22 protein-coding genes are annotated in these 25,091 nt (G+C 65.8%); 7 read left to right on the top strand and 15 right to left on the bottom strand.

The window, feature by feature from the left end; genetic code table 11:
• Positions 1–20: 20 nt before the first annotated feature.
• The 5 genes from argH (at position 21) to IPF36_RS02720 (ending at position 4,980) form a co-directional block, all read left to right on the top strand.
• Complete coding sequence (gene argH / locus IPF36_RS02740) at positions 21–1,439, top strand: argininosuccinate lyase (protein WP_195427256.1); 1,419 nt, start codon at positions 21–23, stop codon at positions 1,437–1,439.
• A 296-nt stretch (positions 1,440–1,735) separates the two neighbouring features.
• Positions 1,736–2,335, top strand: a complete 600-nt coding sequence (locus IPF36_RS02735; RefSeq protein ID WP_133092484.1) for a TRAP transporter small permease subunit — start codon at positions 1,736–1,738, stop codon at positions 2,333–2,335.
• A gap of 12 nt (positions 2,336–2,347) precedes the next feature.
• Positions 2,348–4,069 carry a TRAP transporter large permease subunit gene (locus tag IPF36_RS02730; protein ID WP_195427255.1) on the top strand — a complete coding sequence of 574 codons (1,722 nt, stop codon included), beginning with the start codon at positions 2,348–2,350 and terminating at the stop codon, positions 4,067–4,069.
• A gap of 271 nt (positions 4,070–4,340) precedes the next feature.
• Positions 4,341–4,577 (top strand): DNA-binding protein, encoded by a 237-nt coding sequence (locus IPF36_RS02725; protein WP_195427353.1) that lies wholly within the window; start codon positions 4,341–4,343, stop codon positions 4,575–4,577.
• Positions 4,564–4,980 (top strand): type II toxin-antitoxin system VapC family toxin, encoded by a 417-nt coding sequence (locus tag IPF36_RS02720; RefSeq protein WP_195427254.1) that lies wholly within the window; start codon positions 4,564–4,566, stop codon positions 4,978–4,980. The genes IPF36_RS02725 and IPF36_RS02720 overlap by 14 nt, the downstream gene beginning before the upstream one ends.
• Positions 4,981–5,033: 53 nt before the next feature.
• Here IPF36_RS02720 and IPF36_RS02715 read toward each other — a convergent pair whose 3' ends face one another.
• The 15 genes from IPF36_RS02715 to IPF36_RS02645 all read right to left on the bottom strand — a co-directional run bounded on the left by IPF36_RS02715 (position 5,034) and on the right by IPF36_RS02645 (position 21,685).
• Complete coding sequence (locus IPF36_RS02715; RefSeq protein ID WP_195427253.1) at positions 5,034–7,304, bottom strand: arginine/lysine/ornithine decarboxylase; 2,271 nt, start codon at positions 7,302–7,304, stop codon at positions 5,034–5,036.
• A gap of 159 nt (positions 7,305–7,463) precedes the next feature.
• On the bottom strand, positions 7,464–8,030 hold the full coding sequence (dcd, locus tag IPF36_RS02710) for a dCTP deaminase (RefSeq protein ID WP_029046089.1): 567 nt from the start codon (positions 8,028–8,030) through the stop codon (positions 7,464–7,466).
• 121 nt (positions 8,031–8,151) lie between these two features.
• Positions 8,152–8,982: a formate dehydrogenase accessory sulfurtransferase FdhD gene (locus tag IPF36_RS02705; RefSeq protein WP_195427252.1), complete on the bottom strand. Its 831-nt coding sequence runs from the start codon at positions 8,980–8,982 to the stop codon at positions 8,152–8,154.
• Between the two features lie 64 nt (positions 8,983–9,046).
• On the bottom strand, positions 9,047–9,433 hold the full coding sequence (locus IPF36_RS02700) for a hypothetical protein (RefSeq protein WP_195427251.1): 387 nt from the start codon (positions 9,431–9,433) through the stop codon (positions 9,047–9,049).
• A 36-nt stretch (positions 9,434–9,469) separates the two neighbouring features.
• Positions 9,470–10,702: a formate dehydrogenase subunit gamma gene (locus IPF36_RS02695; protein WP_135705789.1), complete on the bottom strand. Its 1,233-nt coding sequence runs from the start codon at positions 10,700–10,702 to the stop codon at positions 9,470–9,472.
• A gap of 64 nt (positions 10,703–10,766) precedes the next feature.
• Positions 10,767–11,003 (bottom strand): hypothetical protein, encoded by a 237-nt coding sequence (locus tag IPF36_RS02690; RefSeq protein ID WP_133092491.1) that lies wholly within the window; start codon positions 11,001–11,003, stop codon positions 10,767–10,769.
• On the bottom strand, positions 11,000–11,725 hold the full coding sequence (fdh3B, locus tag IPF36_RS02685; protein WP_133092492.1) for a formate dehydrogenase FDH3 subunit beta: 726 nt from the start codon (positions 11,723–11,725) through the stop codon (positions 11,000–11,002). The genes IPF36_RS02690 and fdh3B overlap by 4 nt, the downstream gene beginning before the upstream one ends.
• A 26-nt stretch (positions 11,726–11,751) precedes the next feature.
• Positions 11,752–14,790, bottom strand: coding sequence for a molybdopterin-dependent oxidoreductase (locus IPF36_RS02680; protein ID WP_195427250.1), 3,039 nt, complete (start codon positions 14,788–14,790; stop codon positions 11,752–11,754).
• Positions 14,791–14,859: 69 nt separating this feature from the next.
• Positions 14,860–15,075: a formate dehydrogenase gene (locus tag IPF36_RS02675; protein ID WP_063240102.1), complete on the bottom strand. Its 216-nt coding sequence runs from the start codon at positions 15,073–15,075 to the stop codon at positions 14,860–14,862.
• Between the two features lie 123 nt (positions 15,076–15,198).
• A complete protein-coding gene (locus IPF36_RS02670) occupies positions 15,199–15,831 on the bottom strand; it encodes a molecular chaperone (RefSeq protein WP_135705793.1) in 633 nt (210 codons plus the stop codon).
• A gap of 27 nt (positions 15,832–15,858) precedes the next feature.
• Positions 15,859–18,084, bottom strand: a complete 2,226-nt coding sequence (locus IPF36_RS02665; protein WP_195427249.1) for a 4Fe-4S binding protein — start codon at positions 18,082–18,084, stop codon at positions 15,859–15,861.
• Between the two features lie 99 nt (positions 18,085–18,183).
• A complete protein-coding gene (locus IPF36_RS02660; protein ID WP_195427248.1) occupies positions 18,184–18,843 on the bottom strand; it encodes a DUF3306 domain-containing protein in 660 nt (219 codons plus the stop codon).
• Positions 18,844–18,865: 22 nt separating this feature from the next.
• Positions 18,866–19,414, bottom strand: coding sequence for a DUF3305 domain-containing protein (locus tag IPF36_RS02655; RefSeq protein WP_195427247.1), 549 nt, complete (start codon positions 19,412–19,414; stop codon positions 18,866–18,868).
• 26 nt (positions 19,415–19,440) lie between these two features.
• The gene (apbC, locus tag IPF36_RS02650) at positions 19,441–20,529 is read right to left on the bottom strand and encodes an iron-sulfur cluster carrier protein ApbC (RefSeq protein ID WP_195427246.1); all 1,089 of its coding nucleotides are present in this window, start codon (positions 20,527–20,529) and stop codon (positions 19,441–19,443) included.
• Positions 20,513–21,685: a transposase gene (locus IPF36_RS02645; protein WP_255519660.1), complete on the bottom strand. Its 1,173-nt coding sequence runs from the start codon at positions 21,683–21,685 to the stop codon at positions 20,513–20,515. The genes apbC and IPF36_RS02645 overlap by 17 nt, the downstream gene beginning before the upstream one ends.
• Positions 21,686–22,047: 362 nt before the next feature.
• On the opposite strand from IPF36_RS02645, the gene IPF36_RS02640 reads away from it, so the two are divergent.
• Positions 22,048–22,686, top strand: coding sequence for an OmpA family protein (locus tag IPF36_RS02640; RefSeq protein ID WP_133092499.1), 639 nt, complete (start codon positions 22,048–22,050; stop codon positions 22,684–22,686).
• A gap of 299 nt (positions 22,687–22,985) precedes the next feature.
• Positions 22,986–25,046, top strand: coding sequence for a methionine--tRNA ligase (metG, locus tag IPF36_RS02635; RefSeq protein ID WP_135705801.1), 2,061 nt, complete (start codon positions 22,986–22,988; stop codon positions 25,044–25,046).
• Positions 25,047–25,091: the final 45 nt, after the last annotated feature.

Genomic DNA, 25,091 nt, shown 5'->3' with positions numbered 1-25,091 from the left:
GCCAAATGCAGCCGACGTCCATGTCCACCTCCCAACTTGCCAAGAAAGGCGAAGCCTGGTCCGCCCGCTTCTCCGAACCGATGTCCGACCTGGTGAAGCGCTACACCGCCTCGGTGTTCTTCGACAAGCGCCTGGCCCTGTTCGACATCCAGGGTTCGCTGGCCCACGCGGCCATGCTGGCCAAGCAGGGCATCATCGCCGAGGCCGACCGCGCCGAGATCGAGCGCGGCATGGCCCAGATCAAGGGCGAGATCGAGGCCGGCAGCTTCGAATGGAAGCTGGACCTGGAAGACGTCCACCTGAATATCGAGGCGCGCCTGACCGCGCTGGTCGGCGATGCCGGCAAGCGCCTGCACACCGGCCGCTCGCGCAATGACCAGGTCGCGACCGACATCCGCCTGTGGCTGCGCAGCGAGATCGACAACATCATCGCGCTGCTCGGCGCGCTGCGCGTGTCGCTGCTGGACCTGGCAGACAAGAACGCCGACACCATCCTGCCGGGCTTCACCCACCTGCAGGTGGCGCAGCCGGTCACCTTCGGCCACCACCTGCTGGCCTACGTGGAAATGTTCACCCGCGATGCCGAGCGCATGGCCGACTGCCGCAAGCGCGTCAACCGCCTGCCGCTGGGCGCCGCCGCGCTGGCCGGCACCAGCTACCCGATCGACCGCGAGTTCGTGGCGCAGCAGCTGGGCTTTGACGGCGTCTGCCGCAATTCGCTGGACGCCGTGTCGGACCGCGACTTCGCCATCGAATTCTGCGCCGCCGCCGCGCTGGTGATGACGCACGTGTCGCGCTTCTCGGAAGAACTGGTGCTGTGGATGAGCCCGCGCGTGGGCTTTATCGACATCGCCGACCGCTTCTGCACCGGCAGCTCGATCATGCCGCAGAAGAAGAACCCCGACGTGCCCGAGCTGGCGCGCGGCAAGACCGGCCGCGTCAATGGCCACCTGATCGGCCTGCTGACGCTGATGAAGGGCCAGCCGCTGGCTTACAACAAGGACAACCAGGAAGACAAGGAGCCGCTGTTCGACACGGTCGACACCGTGGTGGACACGCTGCGCATCTTCGCCGACATGGTGCCGGGCATCACCGTCAAGCCGGAAGCGATGCGCGCCGCCGCGCTGCAGGGCTACGCCACCGCCACCGACCTGGCCGACTACCTGGTCAAGAAGGGCCTGCCCTTCCGCGACGCCCACGAAGCCGTGGCCCACGCCGTGCGTGCCTGCGACAGCCGCCAGTGCGACCTGGCCGACCTGACCGTGGCCGAGCTGCGCGACGTGTCGGGCCTGGGCGACAAGGCCGCGCTGATCGGCGACGATGTGCATGCCGTGCTGACGCTCGAGGGCTCGGTCGCCGCGCGCAACCATGTCGGCGGCACCGCGCCGGACCAAGTGCGCGCTGCCATTGCCGACGCACGTACGGCGCTGAACGGCTGACCCCACAGACCCCACTTCGGCGGGGACACCGGCAAGCCGAGACGGGAGCACAGGCTCCCGTTTTTCGTTTGCGTGCACCAACGCACCGACTTCTGTTGTTTATTGCGCAAAGCCGCGGAAAACAGGCGACGTTCGATAAGTGCCGCAAAGAGCGAATTCGGCCCATTTTTGCACATTATTGGTGCAAAAACATCGAAAAATGTGATCCACTGGGGATTCACCCTAAAGATGTAGGGCGGGTAGCGCCGTAGACTATCGCGCCACCCCTGTATCCCAAAAATCCCTAGGACGATCACATGTCTTTCCTTATGAGGATCTCGCGGCTTATCGACGCCGTGAACGAATTCTTCGGGCATTGGGCGAAATGGCTGATCCTGCTTGCCGTACTGGTCTGTGCAGGCAACGCCATCATTCGCTACACCTTCAGCGTCAGCTCCAATGCATGGCTTGAACTGCAGTGGTACATGTTCGCGGGGGTGTTCCTGCTGGGTGCCCCTTACACGCTGATGCGCGACGAGCATGTGCGCATCGACGTCATCGCCGGTCGCTTCTCCGAACGCACTCAGGTCTGGATCGACATTTTCGGCTTCCTGCTGTTCCTGCTGCCGATCTCACTGATCATCCTGTGGCTGTCGATCCCTTACTTCTGGCTGTCGTATGCCGGGCATGAGATGTCCGGCAACGCCGGCGGGCTGATCCGCTGGCCCGCCAAGTTCCTCATCGTAGCGGGCTTTTTCCTGCTGATCCTGCAGGGTCTGTCCGAGCTGATCAAGCGCTTTGCCTACCTGAAGGGCGAACTGCCGTTCTCCGCCTTCCGCAAGCACGCGGTCGATCCGGCGCTGGAGATCGCCGCAATCGCGCAAGCCAACCAGACCGGCCCGTCTGAAAAACAATAAGAGGCGCGCACGATGACGCAATTCCTGATCGCGAACATGGCCCCGATCATGTTCGCCTCCCTGGTCGTATTCCTGCTGTCGGGCTTCCCGATCGCGTTCGCGCTTGCCGCCAATGGCCTGCTCTTCGCCTTCATCGGCATCGAGCTGGGCATGCTGCCTCCCGAACTGCTGCAGGCGCTGCCCAGTCGACTGTTCGGCATCATCGAGAACGATACGCTGCTGGCGATCCCGTTCTTCACCTTCATGGGCCTGATCCTGGAACGCTCAGGCATGGCCGAGGACCTGCTCGACACCATCGGCCAGCTGTTCGGCCCGATCCGCGGCGGTCTCGCCTATGCGGTGATCTTCGTCGGTGCGCTGCTGGCGGCAACCACCGGCGTGGTGGCTGCTTCGGTGATCTCGATGGGCCTGATCTCGCTGCCGCTGATGCTCAAGTACAAATACGACAAGCGGCTGGCCTCGGGCGTGATCGCCGCGTCGGGCACGCTGGCGCAGATCATCCCGCCGTCGCTGGTGCTGATCGTGCTGGCCGACCAGCTGGGCCGCTCGGTCGGCGACATGTACAAGGGCGCCTTCGTACCGGGACTGGTGCTGACCGGCCTGTACATGGGCTATGTGCTGCTGATCTCGCTGATCAAGCCGGCCGCAGTGCCCGCGCTGCCGATCGAGGCCCGCACCTTCCGCGAGCCCAGCGGCAAGAGCGGCGCGGCTTCGGTACTGGTGCTGACCGCACTGTCCGTCGCGGTGGGCGTGGCCGTTGACATGCTGTACAAGCCCGAGGCACCGCTGGACGAGCGCCTGGTGATCTCGGTGGGCGCTGCGATCCTGTTCGCCTTCGTGCTCGCGGTCATCAACAAGGCGCTCAAGCTGAACCTGCTGTCACAGATGGCGGAAAAGGTCACCTTCGTGCTGATTCCGCCGCTGGCGCTGATCTTCCTGGTGCTCGGCACGATCTTCATCGGCGTCGCTACGCCGACCGAAGGCGGCGGCATGGGCGCACTGGGTGCGCTGATCCTCGCCCTGCTCAAGCGCCGCCTGGACCTCGGGCTGACACGACAGGCAATGGAGGCGACGCTGAAACTGTCGGCCTTCGTGATCTTTATCCTGATCGGTGCGCGGGTGTTCTCGCTGACCTTCTACGGCGTGGACGGCCATGTCTGGGTGGAGCACCTGCTGACCGCCTTGCCCGGCGGCCAGGCCGGCTTCCTGGTTGCGGTGAACGTACTGTTCTTCCTGCTGGCGTTCTTCCTCGACTTCTTCGAACTGGCTTTTATCCTCGTGCCCCTGGTTGGCCCTGTGGCGGACAAGCTTGGCATCGACCTGATCTGGTTCGGCGTGCTGCTGGCGGTGAACATGCAGACTTCGTTCATGCACCCGCCGTTCGGCTTTTCGCTGTTCTACCTGCGGTCGGTGGCGCCGCGCGAGGTAAAGACCGCCGATATCTACTGGGGCGCGGTGCCGTTCGTGGTCATCCAGTTGATCATGGTGGCGTTGATCATCGTCTTCCCGGGCCTGGTCACCACCGGCGGCCACAAGGCCCAGGACCGCAGCGTGACGCGTGACCTTTCCATCGACCTGGACAGCGCCAGCCCCAGGCCATCGGCGCCGAGCCTGTCGGTGCCGGCCCCGGCCGGGCAAGCGGGCGGCGGCGAAGGTCTGGAGTTGCCGGCCCAGCCAGCTACGGAGAGCGAGCCGTCGGCGCCCCAGTTCGAGTTCGAGAAAAAGAAGAACTAGAGCCGGCATCGTTCGGATCCGCAAGGCCCAAAAGCCCCGCAAGCGCTGCGGGGCTTTTTTCTTTCGCGCATTGCGAATCGGCTTATCGACCAGCATGCCGGCACGGCGCAGACTGCTCTCACCTCCACCCACCTGCAAGGGAGCCGTGCCCATGGACACCATTGCCTTGCCGCACCCCGCCGCCAGCCGGCGACGCCTTCAATCGTTCCTTATCGAGCGGCACGACGCTATCAATGCTAGCATCAGCGCATCCCGTGATAAGGAGCGCAAGATGGCAACCCTGATCGTTCGTGGCATCGATGAATCCCTGGTCCAGCGCCTGCGCGAGCAGGCCGCCGCCAATGGCCGCAGCGCCGAGGCCGAGCACCGGGCCATCCTGGCGCTGGCACTGGGCGGCACGCGCCGGCGCAGCTTTGCCGATGTGCTGGCCAGCATACCGGACGTCGGCGAGGATGCCGATTTCCAACGCGCTCAGGATTCTGGCGAGGCGCCGCGTGTATTTGATTGATACCAATGTCGTCAGCGAGGCACGCAAGCGCGAACGCGCCAATCCCGGCGTGCGCGCGTTCTTCCGGCAGGCGGCGCGCGATGGTTCGACGCTCTACCTGTCCGCGCTGACCGTGGGGGAGTTGCGGCGCGGCATTGCGCTGATCCGCCATCGCGGCGACACGGCGCAGGCCGAGGCGCTGGAGCAATGGCTGACGGCCGTGCTGCAGGATTTCGGCCGGCATGTGTTGCCGGTCGATGCCGATGTCGCCCAGATATGGGGGCGGCTACGCGTGCCGCGCCCGGAGCATGCGCTGGACAAGTTCATTGCCGCGACGGCGCTGATCCATGACCTGACGATCGTCACGCGGAATGTGGGGGATTTCAGCGGGACGGGGGTGGAGTTGCTGAATCCGTTCAGCTAGAAAGAAAACGCCCCGCATGCGCGGGGCTCATTCCTGTGCCGGACTCGCTTGCTTCAGGCCACCTGCTTCACGCAGTCGACGAAGTAAGCCTTCTTGCCGTCCACCTCGTCCTCCACCAGACCGTGGATATCGGTTTCGAACCCCGGGAACAGCTTGTTGAACTCGCGTGCGAACTTCAGGTACTGCACGATGGTGCGGTTGAAGCGCTCGCCCGGGATCAGCAGCGGGATGCCCGGCGGGTACGGCGTCAGCAGGATCGCGGTGACGCGGCCTTCGAGGTCATCGACCGGCACGCGCTCGATCTCGCGGTGCGCCATCATGGCCCACGCATCCGACGGCTTCATCGCCGGTTCCATGTCCGACAGGTACATCTCGGTGGTCACGCGCGCCACGTCGTTGGCCTTGTACACGCTGTGGATCGCATCGCACAGGTCACGCAGGCCCATGCGCTCGTACTGCGGATACTTGCCGACGAACTCCGGCAGCACGCGCCACAGCGGCTGGTTCTGGTCGTAGTCGTCCTTGAACTGCTGCAGCTCGGTCACCAGCGAGTTCCAGCGGCCCTTGGTGATGCCGATGGTGAACATGATGAAGAACGAGTACAGGCCCGTCTTCTCGATGATGATGCCGTGCTCGGCCAGGTACTTGGTGACGATGGCCGCCGGGATGCCGCGCTCGCTGAACTCGCCATCAACGTCCAGGCCCGGGGTGATGATGGTGGCCTTGATCGGGTCGAGCAGGTTGAAGCCATCGGCCAGGTCGCCGAAGCCGTGCCAGCGCTCGTTGGCCTTGAGCATCCACTCTTCGCGGTCGCCGATGCCGTCTTCGATCAGGGCCTCCGGGCCCCACACCTTGAACCACCAGTCGCCGTTGTTGCCGGCATCGTAGTCGCCCTCGACCTTGCGCATGGCGCGGCGGAAGTCCATCGCCTCCTGGATGCTCTCTTCCACCAGCGCGGTGCCGCCCGGTGCTTCCATCATCGCCGCCGCCACGTCGCACGAGGCGATGATCGAGTACTGCGGGCTGGTCGAGGTGTGCATCAGGTACGCCTCGTTGAAGCGGTAGCGGTCCAGCTTGCGCGTCTCGGAGTCTTGCACGAGGATCTGCGAAGCCTGCGACAGGCCCGCCAGCAGCTTGTGCGTGGACTGCGTGGCGAACACCAGGGCGTCCTTGCTGCGCGGGCGATCGCGACCGATCGCGTGCATGTTGTGATAGAAGTCGTGGAACGCCGCGTGCGGCAGCCAGGCTTCGTCGAAATGCAGCGTGTCGATCTCGGCCGCCAGCATATCCTTGATCTGCTCGGCGTTGTACAGCACGCCGTCGTAGGTGCCCTGCGTGATCGTCAGGATGCGCGGCTTCTGGTTCTTGGCCTTGCTGGCGAAGGGGTGCGCGGCGATCTTGCGCCGGATCGTTTCCGGATCGAACTCGCTTTTCGGGATCGGGCCGATGATGCCGTAGTGGTTGCGCGTCGGCATCAGGAACACGGGGATCGCGCCCGTCATCATGATCGCGTGCAGGATCGACTTGTGGCAGTTGCGGTCCACCACCACGATGTCGCCCGGCGCCACGTTGGCGTGCCACACCATCTTGTTCGACGTCGAGGTGCCGTTGGTGACGAAGAACATGTGGTCCGAGTTGAAGATACGCGCGGCATTGCGCTCGGACGCGGCCACCGGACCGGTGTGGTCGAGCAGCTGGCCGAGTTCGTCCACCGCATTGCAGACGTCGGCGCGCAGCATGTTCTCGCCGAAGAACTGGTGGAACACCTGGCCCACCGGGCTTTTCAGGAACGCCACGCCGCCCGAGTGGCCGGGGCAGTGCCACGAATACGAGCTGTCCTGCGCGTAGTCGATCAGCGCCTTGAAGAACGGCGGCGCCAGCGTATCGAGGTACACCTTGGCTTCGCGGATGATGTGGCGCGCCACGAACTCGGGGGTGTCCTCGAACATGTGGATGAAGCCGTGCAGCTCGCGCAGGATATCGTTGGGGATATGGCGCGAGGTGCGGGTTTCGCCGTACAGGAAGATCGGCAGGTCCGAGTTGCGGCGGCGCACTTCGGCAACGAAGGCGCGCAGCTTTTCGATCGCGGCAGCTTCCGGCTGATCGTCGCTGCTCACGAACTCATCGTCGTCGATCGACACGATAAAGGTCGAGGCGCGGCTGGACTGCTGCGCGAACGACGTCAGGTCGCCGTAGCTGGTCAGCCCCATGACCTCCATGCCCTCTTTCTCGATCGCCTCGGCCAGCGCGCGGATGCCCGAGCCGGAGATGTTCTCGGAGCGGAAGTCTTCGTCAATGATGATGACGGGGAAGCGGAATTTCATCGGGCATCCTTGATGGAAAGCAGGACATAAAGGACTTGAGCCACATGGCCGGCAGGGGTTCCCCTGCGACGGCGACATGTGGCTCTCACGTCAGGTCTTGGCACCCCGCGCGGCTATCGCGGAGCGGCCGTTCCGGCAAACGCCGGCATTGTAATGCGATCAGGTCTTCGGCAGTGTGACACCATGCTGGCCCTGGTACTTGCCGCCCCGGTCGGCGTACGAGGTTTCGCAGACTTCGTCGCTCTCGAAGAACAGCACCTGGGCGCAGCCTTCGCCGGCGTAGATCTTGGCGGGCAGCGGCGTGGTGTTGGAGAACTCCAGCGTCACATAGCCTTCCCATTCCGGCTCGAACGGGGTCACATTGACGATAATGCCGCAGCGCGCGTAGGTGCTCTTGCCCAGGCAGATGGTCAGCACGCTGCGCGGGATGCGGAAATATTCCATCGTCCGCGCCAGCGCGAAGGAATTCGGCGGAATGATGCAGACATCACCCTTGAAGTCCACGAAGGACTTCTCGTCGAAGTTCTTCGGGTCGACGATGGTGCTGTTGATATTGGTGAATATCTTGAATTCATCGGCGCAGCGGATGTCGTAGCCGTAGCTCGAGGTACCGTACGACACGATCTTGCGCCCGTCGGCCTCCCGGACCTGGCCTGGCTCGAACGGCTCGATCATGCCGTGCTGCTCCGCCATGCGGCGGATCCATTTGTCGGATTTGATGCTCATAGAGGTTGGGAGGTAGACACACTGGCTCGGAGTGCGCCGCATTGTACAACCATTCCGCCCGCGTTCCGTTGAGACAACGCCGCATCCGTCGACAGGCGATGAAGTGGCCCTTGAGCCACAATCAAGCTACGGCGTCCTCGGGAATCCGATGACGGAACCGTTCGCGCCCGGTGTAGAGCAGAAAATGCTTGCCGGTGCAGCGCGCGAACAGGGTCAGGTTGACCCGTGTGGCCATCTGGTATCCCATCTGCGTCACGCCCGAGCGCGACAGCAGGAACGGGATGCCCATCTGCGCGCCCTTGATGACCATTTCCGAGGTCAGGCGGCCGGTGGTGTAGAAGATCTTGTCGGCGCCGCTCATGTCTTCCAGCCACATGCGGCCGGCAATGGCATCGACCGCGTTGTGGCGGCCGACGTCCTCGACAAACATCAACAGCTCGGTCCCCTTGAACAGCGCGCAGCCATGGACCGAGCCGGCCTGCTTGTACACCGACTGCTGCAGCCGGATAGTGTCGATGATGCCGTACAGGGTGTCCTGGTCGAGGATCGTATCGACCGGCAGGCGGATGCTGTCGACCTCGTCCAGCAGCGAGCCGAACACCGTCCCCTGCCCGCAGCCGGTGGTCACCACGCGGCGCGCGGTGCGCTCCTCGATGCGGTCGACGCCGGTGCGGGTGGTGACGGCGGCGGATTCGGTTTCCCAGTCGACCTGTACCGCGGCGATGTCCTCGATCGATTCGACCAGCCGCTGGTTGCGCAGGTAGCCCAGCACGAGGTGCTCGGGCGCGCCGCCCAGCGTCATCAGCGTGACCAGTTCGCGCTTGTCCAGGTAGACCGTCAGCGGGCGCTCGCCCGGCAGGTAGGCCGCGCGCACGCGGCCCTGCTCGTCGACGACTTCGACCTCTTCGATCAGCGGAACGGCTGCCTGGGTAAGCTCGGGACGCAGGGTCATGACAGGAAGGCTCAGGGCTGCTGGAAGGTGCCCCGTGCCGTCCAGGCAAGCATCGGGGCTGCGGTTATGGTGCCTTTGCGGGAGATTGTACTGCGCCGGGCGCAACCGGTTTGGCGTCGGCACCGGTGCTTGCGACCGCGGGCGCCGGCACCGCTGGGGGCGACGCCGCCACGGGCGCAACGAACGGTCCCGGATCGGTACACGGCGGGGTCTGCACCGCCGCGCGCGCGTCCTTGCCCTGTGCCTGGCGTTCGGCGTAGTAGCGTGTCGCGATCTTGTCCTGCGCACGGCACAGCTGGAAGGCAGCGACCTTGTCCGACCACGCGGCGCGGGCCTTGGTCTCCGCGGCCTTGGCCTGCTGGGCTTCGCTGGGTGGCGGCAGCTTGGCCAGCGCGCCGGCACTCAAAGTGGCCCCGGCGGCCAGGGCGATCAGCGTCAGGGTGCGTGTCATGGTCGATGCTTCCCGAAGTATTGGTGTCCTGCGTGATCAAGCTTCGCCGGGGGTATGCCGCGCGGCCCGCCCGGCCGCCGCATCCGGACTGGCGGGACCGGTCGAACGCTGCGCGGGAATCTTGCCGGACTGGATGTCGTCGTACCAAAGCTCGTGATGCTCCTTGGCCCAGGCTTCGTCGACCCAGCCGTCGCGCATGGCGCGGTACGCGCCTTCCATGCCGACCGTGCCCATGTAGATATGGCCGCACGCCATCGCGATCATCAGCACGGCGGAAATGCCGTGGATCACGTTGGCGATCTGCATGGTCGCGCGGTAGTAGTCCATGCCCGGCACGATCATGTCGAGCACCCAGCCCGAGGCCGACAGCACGATGCCGAAGATAAACACGCCGACCCAGAACCACATCTTCTCGCCGGCGTTGAAGCGCCCGCTCGGCACGTGCTTGCCGGATGCCAGTCCGCCCAGGCTGGTGACCCAGCGCACGTCGTCGCGGCCCGGCAGGTTATCGCGCACGAACACCACGAAGGCGACGATCACCGACAGCGTGAAGATGGGCCCGACCACGTTGTGCAGGTTCTTCAGGATGTAGCTGAGCCAGCCGAACAGCATGTGCCCCATCAGCGGCAGCAGGAAATGCTTGCCCAGCAGCATGATGATGCCCGACACCGCCAGCACCACGAACGAGATCGCCATGGTCCAGTGGACGATGCGCTCCAGCGGCGTGAAGCGTTCGATCATGCGGCCGGTGCGCGGCTCGCGCAGCGGGATGGTGCCGCGCCACAGGTAGAAGCCCAGGATGGCCAGCGGCACCACCAGCAGCAGCCAGCCGCCCCAGACGGTGATCACGCCGTTGCGGAACAGGCGCCATTGCTGGCCGGTGCGCTGGATCAGCACGCCGGCTTCCTTGTCGGGCAGGCTGCTGTAGTGACGCTGGTCGGAGTTGACCTCGCGCCAGACCGGCGCGTTGTTGCCGGGCTGCGTGACGGTGCGTTGCTGCTGCGACTGGGCCTCGGCGGCGATGTCGCGGCGCGGCACGTTGAAGATGTTTTCCGATGCGATGCCGGCCAGTGGCTGGGCCGGATGCGTGGCCGGGTTGTTGGCATCGGCGCTGCCCGAGGCGGTGGCCGGGCCGGTCGACGGCCCCGGTGCGGGAGCCTGGGCCGCGGCGCTTCCGGCCACGGCCATCAGTGCCAGCGCGCCGGCCGCCAGCCAGCGGCGCCACCCGGCGCCCTGCCCGCTGCGGCATGCATTGTGCGACGGCGTCATACGCCCTCCTTCAGGTCATCGGGAGCATGCGCGCGGATCGCGGCGCCTGCCCACTGCGGCGCATTCATTGCACGCGGTTGTACTCGTTCTGGTACTGGTTGCGCTGGCGGATCTGGTTATGCCAGCTGGTCTTGTCGCCCGCGGTCCAGCCCTTGGCCACGAAGGGGTCGTCGGGCGCGCCCTGGTACGCCTGGGCGTCGGCCTTGCGGTGCGACTGGTTGATGGTCTGCGGCTTTTCGCCGCACGCGGCCAGCAGCGCGCCGCACAGTGTCAGCAGGACGATGGCGCAGGCGCGGCTCATGATGTCTGCCCTCCCTGAACGCCGGTTGCGGCGGGGGTAGCCGGTGCAGCCGGTGCGGCTGGCGTGGAGCGGGCCCCGGGCGCATCCGGCGCGGCGGGACCAGCCGGCGCTGCCGGCGCCCCTGGCGCGGCCTTGGGCACGCCATAGGCGGTGCCCCAGCCGAACACGTCGCCGCCGGTACCGCGCTTGATCACGCGGTTGCGCAGGATGTCGGCAATCACATCGCCATCGCCGCCCAGCAGCGCCTTGGTCGAGCACATCTCCGCGCACAAGGGCAGCTTGCCTTCGGCCAGCCGGTTGCGTCCGTACTTCTCGAATTCGGCCTCGCTGCCATTCTTCTCCGGGCCGCCGGCGCAGAACGTGCACTTGTCCATCTTGCCGCGCACGCCGAAGGTGCCGGTCGACGGGAACTGCGGCGCACCGAACGGGCAGGCATACGAGCAGTAGCCGCAGCCGATGCAGACGTCCTTGTCGTGCAGCACCACGCCGTCGTCGGTGCGGTAGAAGCAGTCGACCGGGCACACCGCCATGCACGGTGCGTCGGAGCAATGCATGCAGGCCACCGAGATCGACTTCTCGGCGCCGACCACGCCGTCGTTGACGGTCACCACGCGGCGCCGGTTCACACCCCAGGGCACCTCGTGCTCGTTCTTGCAGGCCGTGACGCAGCTGTTGCACTCGATGCAGCGCTCGGCGTCACAGATGAATTTCATGCGTGCCATGATGTTCCTCTGCTCTGTCCTGTGGCTTATGCAAACCGCTCGATCTGGCAAACGGTGGTCTTGGTCTCCTGCATCATCGTCACCGAGTCATAGCCATACGTGGTGGCGGTGTTGACGGCTTCGCCCCGCACCACCGGCATCGCGCCTTCCGGGTAGTAGTCCTTCAGGTCCTTGCCCTGCCACCAGCCCGAGAAGTGGAACGGGATGAAGGCGGTATCCGGCCCGACCCGCTCGGTCACCAGCGCACGCACCTTCAGCGCGGCGCCGGTCGGCGTCCTGACCCAGCAGAAGTCGCCATTGCGGATGCCGCGATCGGAAGCCGCGCGCGGGTTGATCTCGACAAAGTTCTCCTGCTGCAGCTCGGCCAGCCACGGGTTGGAGCGGGTTTCCTCGCCGCCGCCCTCGTACTCGACCAGCCGCCCGGAGGTCAGGATGATCGGGAACTTCTCGTAGACCTTGTTCTCGATATTGCGCTGCTGCACCGACTTGTACAGCGTCGGCAGCCGCCAGAACGCCATCTTGTCGTCGTGGGTCGGGTACTTGGCGACCATGTCGGGCCGCGTGGAGTACAGCGGCTCGCGGTGCTGCGGGATCGGGTCCGGGAAGTTCCACACCACTGCCCGCGCCTTGGCATTGCCGAATGGGTGGCAGCCATGGTTCTTCAGCACCACGCGCTGGATGCCGCCAGACAGGTCGGTCTTCCAGTTCTTGCCCTCGGCCTTGGCCTTCTCGGCATCGGTCAGCTCGTCCCACCAGCCCAGCTTCTTCAGCAGCACGTGGTCGAACTCGGGATAGCCGGTGGTGATCTCCGCGCCCAGCGAGTACGAACCGTCCTCGGCCAGCAGGTTGACGCCGTCGCGCTCCACGCCGAAGTTGGCGCGGAAGTTGCCGCCGCCGTCCATCACGTGCTTGCTGGTGTCATACAGGTTGGGCGAACCCGGGTGCTTCAGCTCCGGCGTGCCGTAGCACGGCCACGGCAGGCCAAAGTAGTCGCCGGTCAGGTCGTAGCCCGTGACGGGGTCCTTCCCTTGCTTGCAGCGCAGCGTCTTGACGTCGAACATCTGCATATTGCGCATATGCGCTTTCAGCCGTTCGGGCGACTGGCCGGTGTAGCCGATGGTCCAGTTGCTGGCGTTGATTTCGCGCAGGATCGATTCCGGCTCCGGCTCCATCCAGGTGCGGCCGGCGCGCTTGACCTCGATCAGCTTCATGTTCTTCGACAGCTCCTTGCCAAAGCCAAGCTTGTCGGCGAACGCCTGCATGATGGTTTGGTCGGGCATCGATTCGAACAGCGGCTCGATCACCTTCTCGCGCCATTGCAGCGAGCGGTTGGAGGCCGTGCACGTGCCCGAGGTCTCGAACTGCGTGGCCGCCGGCAGCAGGTACACGGCGCGGTTCGGGTTGACCTTGTCGCCCTCGGCCGGCGGCATGTTTGCCATGGCCGCGGTCGCTGACGGATACGGGTCGATCACCACCAGCAGGTCGAGCTTGTCCAGCGCCTTCTTCATCTCCAGGCCGCGCGTCTGCGAGTTCGGGGCATGGCCCCAGAAGAACACGCCGCGCACGTTGTTGTCCTGGTCGATCAGCTCGTTCTTCTCGGTGACGATATCGATCCAGCGCGACACCGTGGTGCCGGACTTCTCCATCATCGTCTGCGAGGCGAACTGCTTCTTGATCCATTCATAGTCCACGCCCCACACCGCCGCGTAGTGCTTCCATGCCCCGGTGGCCAGGCCGTAGTAGCCAGGCAGCGAGTCGGGGTTGGGCCCGACGTCGGTGGCGCCCTGCACATTGTCATGGCCGCGGAAGATGTTGGCGCCGCCGCCCGCCACGCCGATATTGCCCAGCGCCAGCTGCACCAGGCACGACGCGCGCACGATCGCGTTGCCGATGGTGTGCTGGGTCTGGCCCATGCACCACACCAGCGTGCTGGGGCGGTTCTTGGCCATGGTCTCGGCAACCAGGTAGACCTGCGCCTCGGGCACGCCGGTCACTTCCTCGACCTTGTCGGGCGTCCACTTGGCCAGCACCTCTTCCTTGACCTTGTCCATGCCGTAGACGCGGTCGTGCAGGTACTTCTGGTCTTCCCAGCCGTTCTTGAAGATGTGGTACAGCATGCCGAACAGGAAGGCGATGTCGGTACCCGAGCGAATGCGCACATAGTGATGCGCCTTGGCCGCGGTGCGCGTGTAGCGCGGGTCGACCACGATCACCTTGCAGCCGTTTTCCTTGGCGTGCAGCAGGTGCAGCATCGACACGGGATGCGCCTCGGCCGCGTTCGAACCGATATACAGCGCTGCCTTCGAGTTCTGCATATCGTTGTACGAGTTCGTCATCGCACCGTAGCCCCAGGTATTGGCGACGCCCGCCACCGTGGTGGAGTGGCAGATGCGCGCCTGGTGGTCGGTGTTGTTGGTGCCGAAGAACGAAACCCACTTGCGCAGCAGGTACGCCTGCTCGTTGCTGTGCTTGGACGAGCCGACGAAGAACAGCGAGTCCGGGCCAGTCTGCTGGCGGATCTCCTTCATCTTCGCGGTGATCTCGTCGAGCGCCTGGTCCCAACTGATACGCTGGTACTTGCCGTTGACCAGCTTCATCGGGTACTTCAGCCGGTATTCCCCGTGGCCGTGCTCGCGCAGCGCAGCGCCCTTGGCGCAGTGCGCGCCCAGGTTGATGGGCGAATCGAACACCGGTTCCTGGCGAATCCACACGCCGTTCTGCACCACCGCGTCGACCGCGCAGCCGACCGAGCAGTGGCCGCATACGGTGCGGCGCACGACGATGCCGCTCTTGCCATCGGCGGCGCCCTTCTTGTCGTCGGCGGCATCGGCCTTGCGCAGCAGCGTCAGTTGCGACGCCGCCAGGCCGGCACCGACGCCGATGCCCGAGCGCTTGAGGAAGCTGCGGCGGTCCATGGTCGGCATGGCGCCGGCCAGGCTTGCGGCGAGCCGCTGTGAGAGGCGTCCGGTTCCGGCTTGCGCGCCGGCAGGATCGTGCCGGTTGGCGAGGCCGTCAGCGAGGCGGGCGGATGCGCCCTGCGCCGCGCGTTTGCGGGTCAAGATCATGTCTCACCTCAGATGCGGACGAGAGCCGTCCGTTTGCTGGCGGCGCGGCGAACCACGCCGCCCTGGCACTTACACCAGTGTGGTCCGGTAGTACTTGCGAATGTGTTCTGAGACCCGGTAGCCCTTGCTGTCCGACGGGGTGTCGGCGGGTTCCGGCAGAGCGGCGGCCTGGTCCGGTAGTGCCGGCCCACGCGCTGTCAGCGCTGCCGCACCCGTTGCGGCAGCCACAACTCCAGCGCCCGCGAGAAATGAGCGGCGCGCGACCCGGGTTGGCTTCTCTCTCATGTGGGGGGGCTCCTCGGCTGTCAAAGCCCGATGGTTTTCGCCGTTATGCGTTGTTATGCATATTCTAGAAGCATCTTGCAGGAAAGACCATGATATGCAAGGGTTTTTCCTGACCTGCGGTCCTTAGTTCATCTCCAGCGCCAGCGCCTCGACACTGGCGAACGCGGCCAGCAACCCGGCGGCGCCGCGATAGAAACGCGCCTGCGGGTGCGCGATCACCGCATCGCACAATTTCTCGACCCAGGGCTGCAGGTGCTGCGCGTAGAAGCGCTGCTGCTCGCCGAGGTTGGACACCGACAGGTCCTCGCCAGCCACCAGGAAGCGCATCACCTCGCACAACGTGGCGATGTGGTCCTCGGTCTCGCTGACGCCGTCGTGGCGCTCCAGGCCATAGCGGGCCAGGTCTTCGCGCAGCGCCACCAGCGGACGCTCGTTGAGAAAGCCGGTCAGGTAGAACGAGCCATACAGGAACACATCCTGCCGGCCCACGCCGACGAATAGCTGCCGGTATTCCTCTTCAACCTCCGCCGCCGTGGTCTCGGCTGCTGCAGCGCACAACGCATTCCACGCCTTGCCCAGTACCGTATCGGCATCTTCGCCGACGGCGCGGTTGGCCGCGATGTGGTGCAGCAGCGCGGCATCGGGCGCACGATAGAACAGCGTGGCCAGCAGGCCGTACAGGTCGGCGCGGGCGGTGTCCTCGGCATCGTCGGCGTGCGGTGCCGCGGTGAGCTGGATCGGCTGGAAATCTGTCATGTCGTGATGAATTGTGTCGATGGAGGCTCAGCGCAGCGTGGTGCCGCTCACAGTGCCGCTCACAGTGCCGCTCATGGTCCCGCTCATGGTCCCGCTCTCGTGCTCCATCATGTCGATCACGCGGCAATCCGGGCACATCTTCAGCCGCTCGGCGGCGGCGCCGGAAAATGCCGGGTGGCCGGCCAGCCGGACCAGCATCGATTCCACCATCTGCGCCGTGCCGAACGGCTTGGCGCAGCGCACGCAATGGAACGGCTGGGACTCGTTGAGCGTGACCGGGCGGCGCGCGGCTTCGCCGGCCAGCAGGCGCGGCACCAGCGTAATCGCATCTTCCGGGCAGGTCTTTTCGCACAGGCCGCACTGCACGCAATTGCGTTCGATCAGGCTCAGCACGGGGCGCTCGGGGTTGTCGCGCAGTGCCTGCGACGGGCAGGCGCCGACGCACGCCATGCACAAGGTGCACTTGCCGGTATCGACAGCAATCGCGCCAATCGGCGCGGCCGCCGGCAGCGGCACGATGTCGGCGGGCACCGGCGCGTGGCGCACCAGGTGGTCGAACACGAAGTCCAGCATCTCACGCTTGGCCGCAACGGCGCCGAACGGCGCCGGCGGCAGCGCATTGCGGCCCGGACGCAACGCGGACAGGCCGGCATCCAGCGTGGGCGTATTTGCCGCCTCGACCAGGGACAGCACGTCGGCGTCATAACCCAGTCCCGCCAGCAATGCGCGGGCGACTTCCATCTGCTCGCGCAGCGCGGTGCGGTACTGCGGCGCCTCATCGCCGGTGAGCAGCACCGCCACGCGGCTGGCACCCCAGCACAGCGCAGCCAGCCACAGCTCCAGCCCGGCCGCGGCCGGGTGGAACAGCGACAGCGGCATCACATTGGCGGGCACGCCGGCGGCACGGCCCGCGCGCGCGGCGCGGCCCAGCGCCAGCAAGGCGGGCGTGCCATATTCCTCGCCGTGCAGCAGCACGACCGGGTCGCGCGCGCCGGCCTGCCGGTAGGCGGCCAGCAGCGTACGCAGGCGAGTGCCGGTCGCCTCCGGGCCGGGATAGCCGTAGCTGATGGCACCGCTGGGGCACACCGTGGTGCACGCCCCGCAGCCCATGCACAGGTTGGGCGTGACCTCGATGCGGCCCTTGCCGTCATGCCAGCGCGACTGGATCGCCCGGGTCGAGCAAATGTCGATACAAGCCGTGCAGCCGGTGGTCTGGTTGCGGCCATGCGCGCACAGGCTGTCCTTGTAGCGGAAGAATTTCGGCTTCTCGAACTCGCCTACCAGGCCCGCCAGCGTCAGCGCCAGCGCCTGCTGCCGCGCCGGGTCGGCGCCGGCATGCAGGTAGCCTTGCGGGGGCTGGTGCATGGTGAAGGCGGGTTGGTCGCACAGGTCGAAGACCAGGTCGAAGCGGCCTTCCATGGTGCCTTGCGGCCGGTCGAAGTCGATGGCCGCGGCAGCGCCGCAGGCGCGCACGCAGTCGCGGTGCGAGCGGCAGCGCGACAGGTCGATCTGATAGCTGAAATCGATCGCGTCTTCCGGGCAGGCATCGATGCAGGCATTGCAGCGGGTGCACAGGTCCAGGTCGATCGGGTTGCTGCGTCCCGCGCCGGTTTCCCAGCTGGCCTCGAAGGCGCCGAGCCAGCCGGCAAGCGCGGACAGCCGTCCACTATGTACCGGATAGGTACGTCCGAAAGGCTGTGCGGCAGCGCCCTCGCCCGGCGCGCTGCCCGTCAGCAGCACCGTGACCTCGAGCTGCATGGCCGCGAGCCGTTCCGCCCAGGGCAGCGCGCGCTGCCCTGGGCCCAGCACCAGCACCGAGCCGTCGGAGCGGTAGTCGACCACGGGCACCGGCTCCGGCTCGGGCAACGCGGCCACCGCCAGCAGCGCGCCGATCTTGGCATTGGCGGTCCGGGGATCGCGCCGCGCGCCCTGCGACCAGCCGCCGGTCTCGCGGATATTGACGAAGCGGACCGGGGCGGTCACCATCGGGCGGCCATCCTGGCCCTGGGCGGTCTGCGCGGCAACTTCGGTAAACAGCGCGCGCTCCTGCGTGCAGGCCACGATGACATCGTCGGTGCCGTCCAGTGCGGCGGTGAAGGCGCCGATTTCGCGCCGGCACAGCAGGTGGTGGACCTTGAGCGGACCTTGTTGCTTGTCTTGTTGCTGGCCTTGCTGCGGGCCCTGGCTGGCTTCCGACAGCGCCGCCCCGTCAAGCGGCATGGTGTCGTTGCAATTGCAGATCAGCGTCGGCATGGCGAATGCGTGCTGACCGGACCGGACGTCCTTCTTGCGAGGGTCTGCGGCCCGGCGGATTGTGGGGAAGCCTATTGTAGGCTGCGCTGCCCGGTGGGGCTACGCGCACTTATCCGGATCTTGCGGACCTTGCGGGCCTTGCGGGCCCTGTTTTGCGCTTTGACTGGCCACCGGCGGCGGCGTTTCGGAGGATGCGGGTATGTCCGTAGCGCCAGCCGGGTCGCTGGCCACTGCGGGCGCCGCCGGCGGTACATCGTCCGGTTGTGCGGCGACTTGTGCGTCCGGTTGTGCGGCGACTTGTGCGTCCGGCTGTGCGGCGGCTGCGGCCGCCTGGGCCGCAGCGCGCTCCTCGTCGGTCGGCTCGAACAGCCCCAGCGACTCGGCCTGGCGCAGCTGGCGCAGGATCCCCGGCGGGACCGGGTCGGGCTTGCCGTAGTCGTCGATGTAGGTGTCGAGGCCGTCCATCACATTGAAATGCGGATCGGCAAACAGCGTCTTGAGCGCGGCGCGCTTGACCGATTCATCGACGCCGCGCGCGACGAAGCGGGCGATATTGTCGCCGGGACGCAGCGCCGCCACGTCGGCCAGGGTCGGCAGGGGGACTTCCGGGCCGGCCTCCGGCACCCCGGTCGCAGCCTGCGGTGGCACGGGCAACGGTGATGCCTCGGCAGGCGGCAGCGGCTCCGCCGGCACGGCCACGCCCTCCCGCACCGCGGCCTTGCGGCGCGACCAGCGTGACAGGAAGGACGAATCGCTCATCGGCGTATGCGAAACAGCAAGGTCAGTAGCGCGCGCGGTCCTGCGGCGCCTTGAAGGATTCGGGCCGGCGCCGCTGCTTCGGCTCGGGCCGGTAATGCTCGTTGACGTAGGCCTGCAGCCAGTCGCGCTGCTCCGGTGCCAGCGGCACGTTCTCGACGATCTCGCCGGCGTCGAGCCAGCGGCCGGCTTCGTTGTACGACAGCGTGACCGTCATCGGCACGGGGTGGGCGTCTTCACCGGTGCCGCCGCCGTCCTCGTCCTCGGGCATGCGCCACAGCACGAACCAGCATGGCGTGGTCGAGGTCAGGTTCAGGTAATAGCCCTCGCCCTGGTCGCGGAACAGCTCGACCTCGAAGCCGGGATACAGCCAGCGCGCGCCGTGTTCGTCGTGTTCCAGGCAGACCGCGTGCGTGCCGAACTCGCCCAGGTCCGGCAGCACCGCGTCGAGCTGCCATTTCCATGGCTGCCAGCGGTTGGCCAGCGCCACCTTGCGCATCACCACCGCCATGGTGACGGCGGGACGGGCGCCGGGTGGCGGCGACTGTGGCAAGGGCGTGGTTTCGGCTTCCATGGCTGCTGGCGCGGCAAGCCGCGCGCTCAGGTGTTCTGCACGACGATGCTCGGGAACTTGCTGGTCATGTCGCGCGCCTTGTCGGCGACCTTGATCGCCACCTTGCGCGCGATGCCGCGGTACAGCTCGGCCACGGGGCTGTCCGGTTCGGCCACCACGGTGGGACGGCCCGAATCGGCCTGCTCGCGGATCTGCAGGTTCAGCGGCAGGCTGCCCAGCAGCTCCACGCCATAGTCGGCGCACATCTTCTCGCCGCCGCCCTGGCCGAAGATATGCTCGACGTGGCCGCAGTTCGGGCAGCAGTACACCGCCATGTTCTCGACGATGCCGAGGATGGGGATGCCCACCTTCTCGAACATCTTCAGGCCCTTCTTGGCGTCGAGCAGCGCGATGTCCTGCGGCGTGGTGACGATCACCGCGCCGGTGACCGGCACCTTCTGCGACAGCGTCAGCTGGATATCGCCGGTGCCCGGCGGCATGTCGACGATCAGGTAGTCGAGGTCGTGCCAGTTGGTCTGGCGCAGCAACTGCTCCAGCGCCGAGGTGACCATCGGCCCGCGCCACACCATCGGGTTGTCCTGCTCGATCAGGAAGCCGATCGAGTTGGCCTGCACGCCATGGCCCTCCAGTGGCTCCATGGTCTGGCCGTCGGCGGATTCGGGGCGGCCGTCGATGCCGAGCATCATCGGCAGGCTGGGGCCGTAGATATCGGCATCGAGCATGCCCACGCGCGCGCCCTCGGCGGCCAGCGCCAGCGCCAGGTTGACCGCGGTGGTGGACTTGCCCACCCCGCCCTTGCCCGAGGCGACGGCAATCACGTTCTTCACGCCCGGCAGCAGCTTGACGCCGCGTTGCACCGCGTGAGCGACGATCTTCATGGTCACGGCCACGCTGACGTTGGTGACGCCCGGCACTTGCCGCACCGCGGCAACCACCAGCTTGCGGATCGGGTCCAGCTGGCTCTTGGCGGGATAGCCGAGTTCGACTTCCAGCGAAACCTCGCCGCCGTCGACCCGGATGTTCCGGGCCGAGCGCGTGGACACCAGGTCCTTGCCCGTGTTGGGGTCGATGACGGTGCGCAGGGCTTCGGTGACCTGCTCAGTGCTGACGCTCAAGACAAACTCCGCTTGGTTTTTCTGACTGTGGGGGATGGCCCGTACGGCCGGCGCCATCTGCTGGACTGGCACCTAATGTATCAAAGTTTGACGTCTTCCCCTGCCTAAGGAAGGGGATTCCCACACCTGGCGATGCACGTCCGCATCGGAGAATGTTCAGCGCAGCATTGGTATCACGGTCATGCACGACACCACAGCGACTACAGGTCCACTCTCTTATTCGCAGTCCTGCGATACCTTTCGGCCGCGTCGTGCTGTCATTCGAACCGCACGCCGAACAGGACTGGGTAGAACCGCTTTCGTTCACTTCCTCAAAGGTGGCCCCGTGCGCAATCGCTTTGTAGCGGAGCTTGTCCCGGAAGGACGACCAGGATGCGTCGTAGACGCTTTTCGCCATCTTGGTCCTGGCGAGTTTCACAGCCGACACGTTGCCAACTGCGATGTAATCGAAGCGGCGGACGAGGTCGAGCGCAAGCTTGTGCTGGAAGTCGGCGCGGGAATTCGCCACCTTGACATGCAGCTTGGCGATATGCCGCTTGTGCTTTCGCGCACGCTGCGCCTTGGCCAGTCGTTCGGCAGCATGCCGGCCAAACCGGTCATTGAAAAACTTCTCGCCGGTCGAGAGCGTCGCGAAGTCCTTCAAGCCAAGGTCGATGCCGACGCCAGCTTGAATCGGGCGTGCCGGCACATCCGGAATCTCGATCACAATGTTGAGAAACCAGTTCCCGCGCGAATCCCGCGCAAAGTTTGTGCCGTCCTTGATCTTGCCTTCGGGCAACGGGCGGCTGTTGAACACGCGAAAGGTATTGCCGGCAAAGCGAAACGCCTCGCCTTCTCGTTTCAGATCGCGGCCCTTCAGGGGCACCCAGCCCAGGCACTTCCTGCCGCGGTATCGCAGATAAGTACGGCGATGCTGGCTGCGCGATTTAGCGTACTGCTCGCACGTCGCATTGACGGTGCCGGAATGGATACAGAGTTCCTTGCTGCTGCCAGTGGTCAGCACATTCAGATCGAACCCGCTCGGCCACTTCTTACCCCATTTGAGCGCGTGCTTCTGCGTGTCATTGCAGAAGTTCCAGACGAAGTTCACCGCTCGGCTCTGCCTGTTGAGCAGGCCGTTGAGCGACTTGACCCGGTAGCGGTAGACGAGAATCATGCCGCTCATTCTAACGTTGGAATGCCACCTGGCGACGCCGCTCCTTTCACTTCCCGCCATGAAAGGCTGGGAGTGAAAGTAGCGAATCTGAGGCAATGGTCAATGGGAGTCCGAGAAGAGCGGCCAACTCCCCTGTGCCAGGTGTGGGATTACAGACATTTACAAATCTCACAACCTTGCACTTGTGCGCGCGCCGCCATATCCATATTGTAGTGCGGTTGGGCGGACAGGCACCCGGGCATTGGCCATCGCGCCGGCCGCGCCGCCGCCAACGCGCACAAAGGGTTATCTGCGGTATCGCCTTGCGGTTACCATCCGCATGCGGTACCAGGAACATTACGGGAATATCAGAAGGAGAAAGCATGAAGATCAAGCTCGTCACTGTCTCGCTCGCCGCTGCCACCCTGCTGGCCGCGGGTTGCGCCACCGAACAGCAGACCCATACGGCCGTCGGTACCGGCGTAGGCGCCGCGGTGGGCGCGGGGCTTGGCAACCTGATCGGCGGCAATACCACCGGCACGCTGGTCGGCGCGGCCGTGGGCGGAGCCGTCGGCGGTGCGACCGGCTACAACTGGAATGCCATCCGCGGCAAGCTGAACAAGGACACCGCCGGCACCGGCACCCAGATCACCGAGCAGCCGGACGGCTCGCTGAAGGTGAACATCCCCAGCCAGGTGACCTTCGATACCGACAGCGCCAGCATCAAGCCGTCGTTCCGCTCCGTGCTCGACCAGGTCGCCCAGACGCTGGGCCAGCACCAGGATGTCAGTGCCAATGTCGTGGGCCATACCGACAGCACCGGCAATCCCAGCTACAACATGCAGCTGTCGCAGCGCCGGGCCCAGAGCGTGGCGAGCTACCTGGGTGACCGCGGCGTCGCACGGAACCGCCTGACGGCCGAGGGCCGGGGCCAGGCCCAGCCCGTTGCGGACAATGCCACCGAGGCTGGCCGGCAACAAAATCGCCGTGTCGAAATTTTTTTGAAACCAATTCAAGGGTGACCCAGTCATAGAAACAGGTACCGCTTGCCACCGTTGCTGGCTCGCGATGGGTGGCTGACCTCCCGGGCGGTACCTGATTTCTCCTCCTTTTCCGTTGTGGAAAGCTGCGCCGGCACTGACCGGCGCTTTTTTTTGGCCGTTTGCAGGGAATGGCCTGTGCCATTTCAGCGGATTCCGCCATGCGGAACCGGCGCATCCGCGGCACTACGTTGCTAAAATAGCCCCTCCCCGGCACGCGTCCGCCTCGCGCGCAGCGCCGTCGCCACTGATATTCCCCGCCCCTGACCGGCTCTTCGTCTATGACCGCACGTCGCATCCTCGTCACATCCGCCCTGCCTTATGCCAACGGCCAGATCCATATCGGCCACCTGGTGGAATACATCCAGACCGATATCTGGGTGCGTTTCCAGCGCATGATGGGCAACGAGGTCTACTACGTCGGCGCCGACGACACGCACGGCACCCCGGTGATGCTGCGCGCCGAGAAGGAAGGCATCACCCCCAAGCAGCTGATCGACCGCGTCTGGACCGAGCACAAGCGCGATTTCGACAGCTTCCTGGTGTCATTCGACAACTACTACAGCACCGACGCGGATGAAAACCGCGAGCTGTGCGAGAAGATTTACCTGGCCCTGAAGGCCGAGGACCTGATCGCCGAGCGCGATGTCGAGCAGTTCTTCGACCCCGTCAAGAACATGTTCCTGCCGGACCGCTTCATCAAGGGCGAATGCCCCAAGTGCGGGGCCAAGGACCAGTACGGCGACTCGTGTGAGGTTTGCGGCACTACCTATGTGCCGACCGACCTGAAGAACCCTTACTCGGTGGTCTCGGGCGCCACGCCGGTGCGCAAGTCGTCGACGCACTTCTTCTTCAAGCTGTCCGATCCGCGCTGCGAGACCTTCCTGCGCGAATGGGTGGCCGACCTGGCGCAGCCCGAGGCCGCCAACAAGATGCAGGAATGGCTGGGCGGCGAAGGCGAGGCCTCGACCCTGTCGGACTGGGACATCTCGCGCGATGCGCCCTACTTCGGCTTCGAGATCCCCGGCGCTCCCGGCAAGTATTTCTATGTGTGGCTGGACGCGCCGATCGGTTACTACGCCAGCTTCAGGAACCTGGCGCAGCAGCGCGGCATCGACTTCGACGCCTGGGTCGGCCCGCACTCCACCGCCGAGCAGTACCACTTCATCGGCAAGGACATCCTGTACTTTCACACGCTGTTCTGGCCGGCAATGCTGCGCTTCTCGGGCTACCGCACGCCGACCAATGTGTTCGCACACGGCTTCCTGACGGTGGACGGCGCCAAGATGAGCAAGTCGCGCGGCACCTTCATCACCGCGCAGAGCTACATCGACACCGGCATGAACCCGGAATGGCTGCGCTACTACTTCGCCGCCAAGCTCAATGCGAGCATGGAAGACCTGGACCTGAACCTGGACGACTTCATCGCCCGGGTCAACAGCGACCTGATCGGCAAGTACGTGAATATCGCCAGCCGCGCGGCTGGCTTCCTGGTCAAGCGCTTCGAAGGCAAGGTCGACGAGGCCGCGCTGGCGCACCCGCTGCTGGAGCAGCTGCGCCAGGCCGCGCCGCAGATCGCGCAGCTGTATGAAGCACGCGAGTACAGCAAGGCGCTGCGCCAGGTGATGGAACTGACCGACACGGTCAACGCCTTCGTCGACACCGAGAAGCCGTGGGAACTGGCCAAGGACGAAAGCAAGCGCGCCGCGCTGCACGCCGCCTGCTCGGTGTCGCTGGAAGCCTTCCGCCTGCTGACGGTGTACCTGAAGCCGGTGGTGCCGAACGTGGCCGCCGGCGTCGAACGCTTCCTGAACGTCGAGCCGCTTGACTGGCGCGCCATCGACAAGCAGCTGTCCGCGGCCAACCCGGTGCAGGCCTACCAGCACCTGATGACGCGCGTCGATGCCAAGCAGGTCGACGCACTGCTGGCGGCCAACCGCGAATCGCTGCAGGCCACGGCGGCGCCCGCTGCCGCGGCAGCGTCGATCGAGCCGGTGGCCGAGACCATCACCATCGACGATTTCGCCAAGGTGGACCTGCGCGTGGCCAGGATTGTGGAATGCCAGAAGGTCGAAGGCTCGAACAAGCTGCTGCAGCTGACGCTGGACCTGGGCGAAGGCAAGACCCGCAACGTGTTCTCGGGCATCCAGTCGGCCTACGCGCCCGAGCAGCTGGTCGGCAAGCTGACCGTGGTGGTGGCCAACCTGGCACCGCGCAAGATGAAGTTCGGGATGTCCGAGGGCATGGTGCTGGCGGCATCGGCGGCTGATGAGAAGGCCGCGCCGGGCCTGTACATCCTGGAGCCGCACAGCGGAGCGGTGCCGGGCATGCGGATTCGCTGAAGCGGATCGCGCGCAGGAAGCGGCGGCGGCCTTCGGGCGGCCGCT

Source organism: Cupriavidus sp. IK-TO18 (assembly GCF_015549295.1).
GTDB classification, from domain to species: domain Bacteria; phylum Pseudomonadota; class Gammaproteobacteria; order Burkholderiales; family Burkholderiaceae; genus Cupriavidus; species Cupriavidus oxalaticus_A.
The sequence above is the reverse complement of the archived record's forward strand: the minus strand, read 5'-3'. Positions and strand labels throughout refer to the sequence as shown.